Source organism: Nostoc sp. FACHB-280 (assembly GCF_014697615.1).
GTDB lineage: Bacteria > Cyanobacteriota > Cyanobacteriia > Cyanobacteriales > Nostocaceae > Nostoc_B.
In genome coordinates this window covers 72225-84520 of record NZ_JACJSD010000030.1, presented here as the reverse complement: position 1 = coordinate 84520, position 12296 = coordinate 72225, and the positions used below count along the sequence as shown (strand labels likewise).

The window sequence follows — 12296 nt, the reverse complement described above, 5'->3', positions numbered from 1 at the left end:
TTAATCAGAAGATTAAGCTCATTAAACGCAGGGCTTATGGCTTAACTAACTTTAATAATTTTAGAAGAAGGGTTTTACTAAATTGGTATTTCTGTTGTTAATTTAACATATCTAGTCTGGGAGAGCCAAAATTCTAATCCTTGTTCTCTACCACTGATTAAGAAATCAACAGTAGCAATTTTGTAATAGCAGTCTGATTTGATAGGTTTACCTTGAATTAACCAATTTCTGGAATCTGCTTGTTGACTAACTTTGGCTGTTTGTAGATAACCCCCAGTACCTTTGTTATTTTCTCCTTTCTCTAATGCTTTTTGCAACAGATCACCCTTGATTTTTACAGACACAACTTTACCACCAAAAGGCAGTATCCGTATTACATCATATTGGGTAATTTCTCCTGGTGGAATCTCATCATCAATCCGAATAGAACCACTATTAAATACAGCTAAATCTGCATCAGGTACTTCTTGCAACATTGCCTGGGCAATTAACTCAGTCAGCCTTGTGGATTTATTACGGACACTAGATTCAAAACCATCTAAAGCAAAGTCTAGTTTCGCAATCACTTGCTTTGGCTCAAAACTCTGTTTGCGAAATGCTTGATAACCTCGTTCTACCCATTCCTCAACTATCTTTGCCGTTTTTGGTTCGTCAGGAATCTCATCTGTAATTGGTACTAACTGGGAATTAATTTTTAAGCTTTTTTTGGTAGTGTTATAACTCAATTGATGAACGTAAACTGTACGTGCATTAGCATCTGCTTTAAAAATAGGTGTGAAGTTCCGACCCCGCCATAGCTGGATATTTTCATGCTCATGACCACCAAGAATAATATTTATTTCTGGTACATTCTCGGCTAGTTTGCGGTCATCTTCAATTGATTGATGTGTAATTGCAACTATAATATCAACTTTCCCTTTGAGCTTACTAACCTCTTGTTGGGCTGCTGTAATCGGATCTGTGTATTTGACGTAATTGGATTGATTACTACTAAGGGTAACGCCAATTAAGCCTACCCTAACCATAGCACCGTGATCGCCTTTGACATTAAATACTATTGAACGAGGAATGCCTTTGAATGGTTGTGCTGTACTATCAGATACATTACTAGAAACCCAGCGAAACCGAGATTCTTGCAATCGTTGATAGAAGAGGTTTTCTGGTATGTCAAATTCATGATTGCCGAAAGTTGCATAGTCAAGCCCCAAGCTGTTCATTACAGCCACCATTTGCTGACCTGCTAAAGGTGTACCATTAATTTTGGCAGTTCCTAAAGCTGAAGGGCTAAAAGCATCACCTGCAAGGATGGTGTAGGTACGGGGATTAGCTCTGTAAAGTTGTTCTCGGAGTGTGGCAACACGCGCTAAACCACCACGATTTCCCCCTTCCACAGGAGTAATTTCGTAGATATCGTTGAGTTGCAGCAAGTTAATATTAACGATTTCTGCCAATACCGGATTAGTTAAAGTTATTGTTAATAATGTCTGTATAACTACAGCGCAACCCTGATTCATCAGTTTCATTTTCATATTTAGCTTGAAAAACTCCTACTCTAAAGAATGATTTACAATTTACAGAATGACCTTACAAGGAAGAAGAAAATTTTATTGTGATCGCTCCATTAACGGAATCATTTTCAACATTCTGTAGCCACTACCATAAAAGGCGTTCGCCCTTGGTGTTGGCGTTCGCGCAGCATCTCGTAGAGAAGCCATCGCTATCTTCATCACTTCAGTTAGCTGCATTCTCTATTTACTGCCCCGTTCTCCCGTTATTGACGGTAACAGTGGTAATTGCAGGGCGAACCCATCTAAAGTATACTTAGCCACTACTGAAATTGAGAATCAACGGAAAAATCAGCATTTATCATTTGAACCACTGTCCAAACCTCAAAGCGATCGCTAAAATCTTTGTCAATAAACATGGCTTAATGCGATTATTTTTAAGACTATTGAGAATGCTTTAGGCTTATTGACATGATGCGGCCGCCCTGTTTGCCCTGCCTTACGAGGGCTTTCTTACTTCTCAAATATGCTCGTAAGAGAATATTTAGAACTCGGCTGGTTGTATTATCCAATGCTGATTTTTACTACCACTTTTGTGATCTTGTATGATCACTTTATCTCCATCTGAATCTAAAACTTTACCATCTGTCTTGTGAACAATTGAACCGAAATTGCCGGGAGGAGGTAGTCTCCAGATTTGATATTGGTTTGGGTTAGATATGTCTTGATTAAGTGGGTTAGTATAGACATTTTCTCTGTTACCTCCAGCATCTAAAGCTTCTCTTGACGCTGGGTGTAGAAGATAGTTTCCTCCATCTATTGAGTAAAACAACCATATTTGTTTGTCACGCTCTCCATCGTTCCGAGGGCTTACGCGAACTGTTTTTCCGGCAGCTTCTAGGTATTTTCCAGATTCTCTGTGAATAATATTGAACGGAATCGGCTCTGAATTGTCTGTCATATTTTTAATAGGTGAATGGTCATTAATACCTTAGTAACTATATATTTAATTCAAGAAAATTGATACAAAAATTCACATTTAATTTTTGTAAAAATTTGAATTTTAAACAGTGCAATATTGCCCTGAATTCAGCATTAAAAAAAGAATTCAAGAATCAAAATATCGGCATTAATTTTGTACAAAACGGCGGATGATTAGATGCTAAAACACCACAGCAAATTAGAGATTTGATAGTCTAAAATCTAGAAAATTCAATTTAATCCAACAAACAATTTGCAAGATACTCTAAATCCAAATTTAGACTAACTACCAAACTTGACTGTATTTAATGGAGTTCGAGTAAACTGTTGTATAGATAATATTTTTACGTATTTCGTCCAATCACTAGGTAACTGATGGGCTTCACATCCATTTAATGTAAATATTGCTTGATAAAATTTGAACATTGCTTCTTGAATTTCTTTTTCTTTACTCACTATTTTATTTTTTTCTGGATGTAATGCTCTCCACCATTGCCCAACGGTTTCATGATCTCTGCAAGGGTTAGCTTCTTGCATTATATTTAAATGAGCTTTGAGATCCTCATATGGAGCAATCATTTCTTTTAACTGAGGAGTCTTTATGTTTTTAACATTAGCACACGCCTCATAATAATCTTTTAATGTAAACTCTGGTTTCTCTTTTAAGACAAGTTCTGCCAATTGAGCAGTAAAATTGCTTTCTGAGTTAGGCGTAACTACCGGAATGCTCTCCTGTTTCTCATCCAGGCGTTTGTCTAGCTCATCGAATGAGGGAATTGCAGTAACAGTAACAGTTTTGACGGCTGACTCGGTTAGCACTTGTTGATGCTCGCTCACCTTTTCTCGTTGCCTTTTTGCTTCCAGGCGTTTGTCTAACTCATCAAATGAAGGTAAGACTGTAACAGAGACAGGTTTAGCTTCTGGTTCTCTTACACCTTGTGCTGAAGAAATCGCTTCTGCTTTGTGCTTCTCTGTTTCCAGACGTTTGTCTAACTCGTCGAACAAAGGAAGCACAGGTACAGTAACGGGTTGTGTTTGGGCGATCGCCTCTTCCTGTTGCTTTTCTTTTTCCATACATTGATTTTGTTCATCGAAGGAAGAACCGATAGTAACAGTGTAATCTACCAGTTAGTTTGTTGATGACTTGGGCTAAAGGGTAAGGATATTGTTATTCGGTTCGAGTGGAATATTTGTTACTGCTTTAGCGTCTATTATTAGTTTCCCTATGCTTGGGTTGTAGGCTGATGGTGGTGGTTGATATAGGGTTGTCGAAAGGGACTTTCAAGCCTTTCCCTATAAAGTGAGCCACGGTAGGAACTGGAAAATAAACCAAATGCTCAGACAATTGCATCACCTGCCCATTTCCATCAGTCTGTTCCACTTTTTTCAGTACCACTTGCTGTAACTTCATTTCCGGGTACGCCCACAGTGCCACTGCATCCCCCTGATGTCCTTCAAATTGCACTTTGTTTTGTGCCACTTGACTAAAACTATCTTTAAATTCCGAAGACATCAGCGCCACCAATTCTGCTTCCTCCAGTTGGGGATAGCTGGAAATTTGCCCGATTAAATCGTTCAATTCATAAGGACTCAGAATTAACCCTGTTTTCATCCGCCCTGATTGGAGAGTAGAATCCTGGTCATCAACAATACTCACCGTTTCCATCCTGGCGTTGCTCTTGCGTTCTGGTTCCAGGGCAAAGTAATACTTGCAATCCCAGGTTATCCGCCGCATATTTCCCGTAAAGTTGCCGTGCCAAACCTTGTGCCAGTAACCCCGGTGCTGTTCCACATCGTTGAGGGGAATTACCTCCCCAGCATTACCTATGCGGTCAAAGCAATATTCCCTGGTAAAATTAACCAATTGCGTCGTATTGCTGCCCAGCCGCTTTTGGCCGTAACTGGTTCTCGATTTCCCCACCCACACCAAAGCCACAGAAACAATATAATCTTCATTGGGCTTCAACTTGGACAACTGCCGCCAACTCAGTCTTGGTACTGCGGCTAACCTGCCAGAGGTGACATTCTCGACCTGATATCTATCCTCAATCAAAATTTCCAAAGTCGTTGCATTGGTAACTAATAGGTGCAGTTCCCCCCTGCTAATCGTCCGAGGCGTATCCACATTTAAAGGAAAAGCCACATCCGCGTCACAGCGATACAGTGCCTTCGTCCGTCCGCGAATCATTTGCGGTCTGATATTGGCAAATTGCAACCGCACCCCATCCGCCCGCTCAAAATCCGGCACTTGGGTCGGCGCAGCTAACCCCTGACTGAAATGGCGGGTACTGTAATGGACATCTGAACAATTGCTATCTAATGAAGCCTCCACTGACAGTAATTTAGGGCTTTCTAGCATTAAATTGGTCATAGCCGAAAAAGTTTGTAATAAAGGATGGTTCGCATCCTCCCATGTACTCCCCGACTCAACGGTAAATGCTCTCACTACATCAACTAACCCCTGTTGCTGGCTAATATCCAGGCTCATCGCCCCTGCGGTTTCGCTATCCGCATTAACTGATTTTCCTTGGGCAGCTAATTGTCCATCCAGGCTTTGTATTTCTTTAGCTCGTTCTTGCTCAAGCAATTGATTATAGATAGTGCTAACTAAACTTTTGTACTGTTCAAATTGTTGTTCGCGGTCTAGTTGACTAAAATTTGGCTGTTTACTTAAAACCTGGCGTGCTTGTTGGCAGGCTTGTGCTTCTAATTCTTGATTCGTCGGCATTGCTACTCTTCCTATGTTTGAAGTTAATAAATTTCCATAATTTTTTAGGACTTACGCAAGTGTCATAATCAAATTAACTTTAGGGTGCGTCAGCCCCAATAATTTTGCACAGATGCAAGGATTTTCCACATCTGACGTTCAGCAGTTTTTCTACTTTGATTCTCAATGATTAAATCCGATGGATTCAGATGACTTTCAATATCGATTCTCGTCCACTCTCGTAAGTGATTATGGATGTGCAACCAGGTCTCTTTTTTATGTCAGTTGTGGAAAAATGTATACGTTGTTTGCTAAAGAGAAAAATCTTTAGGCAATCAGTTTGTGAAAAGAGCCACGCTTTTGATAGGCTGAAGAGCTAGTGTGAAAAGATGGAACAAGGTTAAGCTTTGGTGAAGTTTCCCCCTCACGTTACTTGCTCAACAATTATATTTCACTACATATTTAGGAATCTAGTAAGTATTGCTGCTTGTCAGTACATAATATGTAATTATATTCTCTTACAAATGAAAGTCCGATGTTTTTGTCTAACATCAGATAAAGTTGTTCCTATTTACTCAAGACCGCAACGCCAATATAGCCAACGAGTCTAGAAAGATAAAGTGACGATTAGCTCAGTAGTCATTGAAACATGATTTAAGATTGCTAAAGACAATCAAATATCAAGCTATATAGGTTATATAAACTATAACTTAAGATAAATGTATGTCAACTGTTTTAATAGCTCAATATACTGAACTTAATCAATACTCACTTTGATTGATTAATATAGCCTTAAACTACAGCCTCTAATTATTTCCAAGGAAACCGCCGCATCATCTCCCGCAACTCAACAGCAGCCCCATCCGGCGTATACACGACATTACCCGACATCGCCAGCACGATTCTCTGCCGCCTCGCCCACTCGAACCATGCACTCACATCTGCGGTCACAGTATTTTTCCCCTTAGCCCCACTCTTACACGAGTTAATAAACAGTCCAGTCGGGTTGTCACACCAACCTTCAGCGATCGCATCCTTCACCCTAGTGATCGCACCTTGCACATTCTCCCAATGCTTCTTGATCACGCCCAAACAAGGCTGAGGATTGATCCGCAAACGCCTCAACTCGTTACAAATCTCCGCAATTTCCTGCTTAGACACACTAAAATCAGCTTTAGTCTCCACCCCGGAAAGTTCGTCTTCATGAGGGTCTTTGTCGTTAGTTGAGTCATCCTGTTCTTGTTCATCAACGAAGCGAGTGATTTGGAGTTGCTCTGGCTGGGAAGTTAAACAAACCGATTCGGGTTCATTGTCCGAGATTTGGCTTTCTTCCCCTTCATTTTTTTCTTCCTCAGCAGCAGCGTGTTGTTGTGAAGAGAACTTTTCAGGGGTGAACTCTTTGATATCATCTGCTTGTTGTGAACACATAGATGGTTGCATTATAGGCATATCCATTTGTTCATTGAGGAATAGCTGTACAGCTTGGGTGTTAACGGTGTACCAGTTCGCTTGGTAATAAGTTTTGGCAGACAGTTTTTCTATTGTTATTAACCCCAATGATTTCAGGAGTGCGATCGCTCGTCTGACGGTGCTAACAGACAAAGACAATTCTGCTGCCCATTGTGGATAGGTTTTCCAAAACCATTTCACGCCATCAATTGTTTTACCGCCTTTGATACTCATCCAGTAATGGGCTTGCTGTAAAACAGTGGCCGCACTACGTCCGATTTGAGATGCAAGTGCGGGAGAATAGAGTGCGTGCTGACCATCAATTAGGAGTTTGCTCATACTTTTACCCACTGTCTAAAATGGCATTTCTTTTTGTTCTTCGTCTGAAGCTTGCGACCAAAATTCCCTGAGCTTCTGGCGTTTCGCAGCCTGAAACTGCTGTTTCTCTTCGGGTGACACTTCCCCAACCAATTGTTCAACCTCAGCCCTCTGCCGTTCCTTCATTTGCTCAACAGTGGCCGCAGGAAGGGCTAACGGTTGATTCTCTTGGGATGGTCGGAAGTTGCGGCGGCGGTACAAGAACCTGAAGTGTCGTTTGTCCTGCGAAGGGAGCTTCCGCCAAACTTCGGCATCCCAACCGGGGGGCATGAAATCGGCTGAGGGCGGTAACAAGTTTTGGATTTGGGCTTGGAGGTCTGCGAAATTTTGTTGTAATTCCTGGATTTGTTGTTGCAGATGAGGAATTAGCTTGACTGATTCTTTTGCAATGGTTTCGCATTGCAGAAAGTATTTGCGTATTTGTCTACCTTGTTCACTCTTAGACAGCATCCCCATTTCTTTAAAACATTCCAGTGTCAAATAAATTTTTTCGACTGGTCTACCTGCTTTTGAGTTTTCCACATCAATGTGGAAAATATCATGGGGTAAGGCTTGGGGCGATTCATCTGGAAGTTGTACGAAATAATCGAAGTTTTGTTCAAAGTATCCAGTCAGCATTCGCTTGGCACTATCTTTTCGGCTATATCCCAGCACTGACCAAGCCCAGTCAAAATCTATAATCTGGTTGCTGTTGTGCAACTTTTGAGCCAGTTCAAACGTGAATTCTAGTGTCATAAAATTGCTATTGATAGTAATTAATAAATTTGAGAAGTATTAGCAGTTTTGGCTTTTTGGTATATCTGCCAGTACCATTCATTTTTGAAAAGCAGTGTTTATTCTGTGAGCGTTTCTTCCCAAGTCACACGAATATTTAATTTCAAGCAGCACTCTTGTACTAACTGTTGGAATTTTTCGTGAGTATCACCAAATAAATGCAATCGCTTTTGATGTGACGGGTAGTATAGGGCGTAGCACGTTACTTGACCTACTGCGTATTTCCAATCAGAGGCTTGTTTTATTTCTATAATTTCTGTAGAAGTTAATACGTCTATGTAACCAGTAGGTACTATTACATTCGTTTTTCCTTTCAATTCCTTCTCAAAACGCATTTGAATTTTACGTTCAGTGCCTTGAGTACCTTGTTTAAAAATACGTTTATGAGAATCTGCTCTTACTTTTAGGTTCTTGGTATTTTCAATTGTTGTGTTTAATGCCTCACTTACTGTTAAACCGTATGACAACAAAGCCTCAATTTGTGCAAATCTCATTCTGGCAATGTTTCTACCTTTGTATTTTCTAGCAGTACAAGCAAAATATTTAGTGATTGCTTTGCAAGCATCAAAACCGACTAATACTGTTCCATAACTGTCATTTAGTGAAGTTCGTAATTCTTTGCTGGCAAAGGGCTTCAAGCATTCTGCAAGTTCGTTCGTTTTGAAATCGGAATCACGAATTTTTTTGAGCAACTGAGTGATGGTGTGTTGTTCTGTCCCGCAAAAATTAGCTAGAGCGGTAACGGTCATTCCACTTACTCCATCATTTTGGCGAGTGCAAAATCCTAATTCGTCCTTGGTTTGAAATGTCATCGCGTCCATAGTTCCTCCGAATTTTTGATGCACGGAACTGTCGCTGCATTGCAAGGATGCCGCCTGGAGTTTCTTAAGTTCTGTAATGAAAAGTTGTAGGCTAGTGATAATTACTCATCACCCGCTACTCTGAGCGATCAAACGGTACTTTTTTCTATATCGGTCAAGTGGCGATCGCTTGTGCTTTGCCCTGATACTAATAGTTGCAGATAACTATTGAATTTGTCAACTAAATATTGCATAATATGGCAAGGCAAGAAAAAGAAGAAGAGGTTGTAATGCTACCACTAAGTGAGGTGGGGTCAATTAAATGGACAAAGGAGCGTGGGGAGAAAATGCGCTCGTTACGTGGTGAGATGCCATTGATGGCATTGTCTAAAAAGCTTGCCGAGAATGATGTTGAAATTTCTCGCCAATATTTGCACAGAATGGAGACTTATTCCGATGTTAAAGGTGCTTCCCCTGAGCTTGTGGCAGGGCTTTGTCAGGTATTTAACTGTACATTAGCTGAATTATTGTGTTTGAAAGAAACCAAAATTGTGCAATTAGGGGTTGACAATCGTAACTTTTAGTTGCACTATAGTAATCAAGGCAAAGGAATAGCAACTGCCGCCACCTGAACGGTAAAAGAGTTGCATCAGCATTCAGAACCTTGAAAACTAAATAGCCGACGAGTCGCAAATCCAGGGAAAGGGGACACAGGTGCGCTAAACGGGCAGCAACCGACGGGTTGTAGAAAAACACGATGGGAGCGATCGCAGTCCTCATAAAACTGCGATCGCCTTTTTGACTAAGATTTAACTTCTCTGAGCATTTCGATATTACTGAAGCGAAAACCACAGGATGCAAACAACTTTCGGGCGTTTTCATTCTCGACTGCTGTATCTAATCGAATCTGCTTGATTCCCATTTGCTCAAAACGCTCTACACACAGCATGACCATCTGTCGGGCGATACCTTTTTGGTGGTATTCTGACTCTACCCACAAATCGTAAATAAACGCATATTCCTGCAAGCGGTAAAGCACAAATCTTGGACACCATTGAAAACTGCTCTTATATCATCTGGTGTAGCAGAACGGATTAGCATGAGCTTTTACAATCCACTACCACCATTGCGATCGCGCAGGATACGCAAAATTTCTGCTACGTCATTTGTTACTTGGCGTAAGTCAGCTTTGACTTCTCTCATATCAGTTTTTAATTCACTGACATCAGTTTTAAGTTGTCTGATGTCTGTTTTCTGCTCTCGCACCTCTGATGTTAGAGCAGTCACCAAAGAAAGAGTTTGGGCAACAGCCACTTGAGTAGAACCAATGGTTCCGGCTTGGATTTTTAAGTTGTTGACATCTTCAGTCAAGGCATTGAGCCGTCTGTATATATCTTCGATTGTTGCGTCCGTCATCTTGACATTCCTTTGTAAATCAGTAGTTGCCAGTAATCTCCAAATCCAAGCACAATGCTTATTTCTACTGTAAATCAAAAATCAAGGGAGTAACTTTAGCTCACGGCTGATAATGCGTGAACATCTCAATATAACGCTTCGCTAAATTTCGATGAGTGTGTTGTGGTTCCCCACAACGTAATTCATATCCAAAATCAAAAGGCGATCGCTGCACCGTCCAAAGTCCGCGATCGCCTTTTTATCCACTACTGGAGAATTCAATGATGCCACAAGCAACAACGACAGAGCAAGTAACATCAGTAGAAATCGACTTCTACGAACACGAAATCTACTGCGGACAAAAGCTAATTGCCCGAATTATTTATGATCACAAAGACTTAACGCAACCTTGGGTAGTCGAGGTCAACAACCAAGAAGTATTTCGTAAAAGCTGGTGGCAGAAGTGCTTTGATAATATTTCTTGGCACTACAAACGAGGCACTCTGCCATTGCAGAAAGAAGAACTCCCAATCGTTACAACGGGGAATGAAATCATGGCTGAGATTGCCCAAGCTTGCGAAGTTCTAGGTTACGAACTCTGCGACGATGGCATATATCACAACGGCAAGCGTTTGAAAGAAATCGTCTACAAAAAAGGTACTTACTGCTACGTCCAGTCTTTACCGCCGCAGCCGGAAAGCCCTGGCGAGGGTCTGGATTTGCTGGATAAGCCGTTTGATCAAATAACTCGTGAAGAATGGCTGATGTTAGCGGAGTATGAGCCAGCGCAAGAGTTGGTTGCGGCGTAACTGAGAGGAAAAGGCGATTGCAGGTTCTCTATGCGATCGCCCCAAATACTGCCATCAAGACATTTGTTTATCTAACTGATGATGCCATACTTTGTAACGCCAGCTTTTTCTCTTGAGGTAACAGGTCGAGATTTTAACCGAATAGTGGGTTTACGTTTTGGTTGAGAATCCGGTTGCTGTTGTCCTAAAAATTCAATAAGTTCAGTTCCAGTGAGCTTTTTCACCATCGTATGAGAACGAATCGGCTGCAAAGTATCGTTTAAGCTGCAAGAGTCATCACTGGCTTTTCTGTAGACGTAAGGGGTAGTTATCCCTGAGATGCGGAAATAATCGCCTGTTTGAAGTTCTTGGAAGGTCATAAAAACAACTTCAACTACTGAAACAGTACACATTAGTTTACACCCGAAATTCTCGCAATCAGCATGGGTTACAGAATTAAGAACGATGTCAGCATAAAATTGGTATTTGCCAGCGAGCGCGACGAGCGATGCCCAAAGGCAATCTTTGGCAGCTTAAAATATTCAGTAGACGCGAAAAACAGTAAAGGTAAGCAGATGGCCGATGACAGCAGATTTGACAATATTTACCTACGCCTGAATGAATTGACAGAGGGCGTAGCCAATCTAAAAATACAGGCAGGAACGATTGGGACATCTCAAGTAGCAATCGCTCGAACCTTGAGCTTGGCTATGGGACTTGCATCTGATATGCGGGAAGTTAAAGCAGATATTTGCGACATAAAAGCTAACATCCACAATTTAAACACAGGTGTAAAGGAAGTATTGAGATTACTAAATTCTAGTAGTCTTAAACCAGAATTCCAGCATTAAAGGGGCAAGATGATGTTTCAACCTTTAGTCGAGCTAGTCACTTTTGAAGAGTTTCTGGAATGGAAACCAGAAAATGGTCGATATGAATTACACAAAGGAGTTATAGTTGAAATGCAACCAACAGGCGACCATGAGTTGGTAAGGGCATTTTTGATTAGAGAACTTAACTTTGAAATTCGCTTTCGGAATCTGGCTCATACAATTCCTAGCCAAGCATTAGTAAAAGCTGTAGATAAGAAGTCTGGCTATATTCCTGATGTTTTAGTATTGAATCTTCCTAATTTAGTAAATGAACCACTTTGGAAAAAATCATCTACTGTTTCTCAAGCAGAGTCAATTCCATTAATCGTGGAAGTGGTCAGTACTAACTGGCGTGATGACTATTTCTTAAAGTTTGCTGAATATGAAGAAATGGGAATTGGTGAATATTGGATTGTTGACTATGCAGCTTTAGGTGGAAAGCGGTTTATTGGTAGCCCTAAACAGCCGACAATATCAGTTTACACGCTAGTTGAAGGCGAATATCAAATCACTCAGTTTCGCGGCAGTGATCGGATTCAATCACTGACTTTTCCAGAATTAAGTTTGACTGCCGAACAAATTTTTCGGGCTGCTTTAGGAGAATCCTAACTAAAAATACCTACTTTCACCTTCCAAACATCGGTTTT

Annotated in this window: 16 protein-coding genes; 5 read left to right on the top strand and 11 right to left on the bottom strand. The window is 40.9% G+C overall.

Annotated features, from left to right (window positions below; genetic code table 11):
- Positions 1-11: 11 nt before the first annotated feature.
- Complete coding sequence (locus tag H6G75_RS20890) at positions 12-101, top strand: hypothetical protein (protein ID WP_397331879.1); 90 nt, start codon at positions 12-14, stop codon at positions 99-101.
- Here H6G75_RS20890 and H6G75_RS20885 read toward each other — a convergent pair.
- The 8 genes from H6G75_RS20885 to H6G75_RS20850 all read right to left on the bottom strand — a co-directional run bounded on the left by H6G75_RS20885 (position 78) and on the right by H6G75_RS20850 (position 8615).
- On the bottom strand, positions 78-1514 hold the full coding sequence (locus H6G75_RS20885) for a bifunctional UDP-sugar hydrolase/5'-nucleotidase (RefSeq protein WP_242051599.1): 1437 nt from the start codon (positions 1512-1514) through the stop codon (positions 78-80). The genes H6G75_RS20890 and H6G75_RS20885 overlap by 24 nt on opposite strands.
- A 90-nt stretch (positions 1515-1604) precedes the next feature.
- Positions 1605-1745, bottom strand: a complete 141-nt coding sequence (locus H6G75_RS20880; RefSeq protein ID WP_190981926.1) for a hypothetical protein — start codon at positions 1743-1745, stop codon at positions 1605-1607.
- 304 nt (positions 1746-2049) lie between these two features.
- Entirely contained in the window at positions 2050-2466 is a 417-nt protein-coding gene (locus H6G75_RS20875) for an RICIN domain-containing protein (RefSeq protein WP_190981925.1), read from the bottom strand.
- Positions 2467-2768: 302 nt separating this feature from the next.
- The gene (locus tag H6G75_RS20870) at positions 2769-3560 is read right to left on the bottom strand and encodes a hypothetical protein (protein ID WP_190981924.1); all 792 of its coding nucleotides are present in this window, start codon (positions 3558-3560) and stop codon (positions 2769-2771) included.
- Between the two features lie 127 nt (positions 3561-3687).
- On the bottom strand, positions 3688-5214 hold the full coding sequence (locus tag H6G75_RS20865; RefSeq protein WP_190981923.1) for a hypothetical protein: 1527 nt from the start codon (positions 5212-5214) through the stop codon (positions 3688-3690).
- A gap of 789 nt (positions 5215-6003) precedes the next feature.
- On the bottom strand, positions 6004-6981 hold the full coding sequence (locus H6G75_RS33095) for an ArsR family transcriptional regulator (protein WP_190981941.1): 978 nt from the start codon (positions 6979-6981) through the stop codon (positions 6004-6006).
- Positions 6982-6996: 15 nt separating this feature from the next.
- Complete coding sequence (locus H6G75_RS33090) at positions 6997-7755, bottom strand: DNA-damage-inducible protein (protein WP_242051598.1); 759 nt, start codon at positions 7753-7755, stop codon at positions 6997-6999.
- A 98-nt stretch (positions 7756-7853) separates the two neighbouring features.
- A complete protein-coding gene (locus tag H6G75_RS20850; RefSeq protein WP_190981922.1) occupies positions 7854-8615 on the bottom strand; it encodes a hypothetical protein in 762 nt (253 codons plus the stop codon).
- A 236-nt stretch (positions 8616-8851) separates the two neighbouring features.
- Here H6G75_RS20850 and H6G75_RS20845 point away from each other — a divergent pair, with 236 nt between their 5' ends.
- Positions 8852-9178, top strand: a complete 327-nt coding sequence (locus H6G75_RS20845; protein WP_242051597.1) for an XRE family transcriptional regulator — start codon at positions 8852-8854, stop codon at positions 9176-9178.
- A 218-nt stretch (positions 9179-9396) separates the two neighbouring features.
- Here the strand turns inward: H6G75_RS20845 and H6G75_RS20840 are convergent, their stop codons facing one another.
- Together H6G75_RS20840 and H6G75_RS20835 are read right to left on the bottom strand one after the other, a co-directional pair.
- Complete coding sequence (locus H6G75_RS20840; protein ID WP_190981921.1) at positions 9397-9633, bottom strand: N-acetyltransferase; 237 nt, start codon at positions 9631-9633, stop codon at positions 9397-9399.
- A gap of 68 nt (positions 9634-9701) precedes the next feature.
- The gene (locus H6G75_RS20835; RefSeq protein ID WP_190676483.1) at positions 9702-10010 is read right to left on the bottom strand and encodes a hypothetical protein; all 309 of its coding nucleotides are present in this window, start codon (positions 10008-10010) and stop codon (positions 9702-9704) included.
- 260 nt (positions 10011-10270) lie between these two features.
- Between H6G75_RS20835 and H6G75_RS20830 the strand changes: the two genes are divergently transcribed.
- A complete protein-coding gene (locus tag H6G75_RS20830; RefSeq protein WP_190981920.1) occupies positions 10271-10798 on the top strand; it encodes a hypothetical protein in 528 nt (175 codons plus the stop codon).
- A gap of 71 nt (positions 10799-10869) precedes the next feature.
- Here the strand turns inward: H6G75_RS20830 and H6G75_RS20825 are convergent, their stop codons facing one another.
- Positions 10870-11190: a hypothetical protein gene (locus H6G75_RS20825; protein ID WP_190981940.1), complete on the bottom strand. Its 321-nt coding sequence runs from the start codon at positions 11188-11190 to the stop codon at positions 10870-10872.
- Positions 11191-11220: 30 nt separating this feature from the next.
- Here H6G75_RS20825 and H6G75_RS20820 point away from each other — a divergent pair, with 30 nt between their 5' ends.
- Positions 11221-11628, top strand: a complete 408-nt coding sequence (locus tag H6G75_RS20820) for a hypothetical protein (RefSeq protein ID WP_242051596.1) — start codon at positions 11221-11223, stop codon at positions 11626-11628.
- Positions 11629-11640: 12 nt separating this feature from the next.
- Positions 11641-12258: a Uma2 family endonuclease gene (locus H6G75_RS20815; RefSeq protein ID WP_190981934.1), complete on the top strand. Its 618-nt coding sequence runs from the start codon at positions 11641-11643 to the stop codon at positions 12256-12258.
- Positions 12259-12296: the final 38 nt, after the last annotated feature.

What these genes read in the sequence shown, in the direction of transcription:
- H6G75_RS20870 (WP_190981924.1), bottom strand. Translation starts at nt 3,560, where the DNA reads ATGGAAAAAGAAAAGCAACAGGAAGAGGCGATCGCCCAAACACAACCC.
- H6G75_RS20865 (WP_190981923.1), bottom strand. Translation starts at nt 5,214, where the DNA reads ATGCCGACGAATCAAGAATTAGAAGCACAAGCCTGCCAACAAGCACGC.
- H6G75_RS20875 (WP_190981925.1), bottom strand. Translation starts at nt 2,466, where the DNA reads ATGACAGACAATTCAGAGCCGATTCCGTTCAATATTATTCACAGAGAA.
- H6G75_RS20825 (WP_190981940.1), bottom strand. Translation starts at nt 11,190, where the DNA reads ATGTGTACTGTTTCAGTAGTTGAAGTTGTTTTTATGACCTTCCAAGAA.
- H6G75_RS20850 (WP_190981922.1), bottom strand. Translation starts at nt 8,615, where the DNA reads ATGGACGCGATGACATTTCAAACCAAGGACGAATTAGGATTTTGCACT.
- H6G75_RS20845 (WP_242051597.1), top strand. Translation starts at nt 8,852, where the DNA reads ATGGCAAGGCAAGAAAAAGAAGAAGAGGTTGTAATGCTACCACTAAGT.
- H6G75_RS20830 (WP_190981920.1), top strand. Translation starts at nt 10,271, where the DNA reads ATGATGCCACAAGCAACAACGACAGAGCAAGTAACATCAGTAGAAATC.
- H6G75_RS33090 (WP_242051598.1), bottom strand. Translation starts at nt 7,755, where the DNA reads ATGACACTAGAATTCACGTTTGAACTGGCTCAAAAGTTGCACAACAGC.
- H6G75_RS20815 (WP_190981934.1), top strand. Translation starts at nt 11,641, where the DNA reads ATGTTTCAACCTTTAGTCGAGCTAGTCACTTTTGAAGAGTTTCTGGAA.
- H6G75_RS20835 (WP_190676483.1), bottom strand. Translation starts at nt 10,010, where the DNA reads ATGACGGACGCAACAATCGAAGATATATACAGACGGCTCAATGCCTTG.
- H6G75_RS20880 (WP_190981926.1), bottom strand. Translation starts at nt 1,745, where the DNA reads ATGCAGCTAACTGAAGTGATGAAGATAGCGATGGCTTCTCTACGAGAT.
- H6G75_RS20885 (WP_242051599.1), bottom strand. Translation starts at nt 1,514, where the DNA reads ATGAATCAGGGTTGCGCTGTAGTTATACAGACATTATTAACAATAACT.
- H6G75_RS33095 (WP_190981941.1), bottom strand. Translation starts at nt 6,981, where the DNA reads ATGAGCAAACTCCTAATTGATGGTCAGCACGCACTCTATTCTCCCGCA.
- H6G75_RS20820 (WP_242051596.1), top strand. Translation starts at nt 11,221, where the DNA reads ATGGGTTACAGAATTAAGAACGATGTCAGCATAAAATTGGTATTTGCC.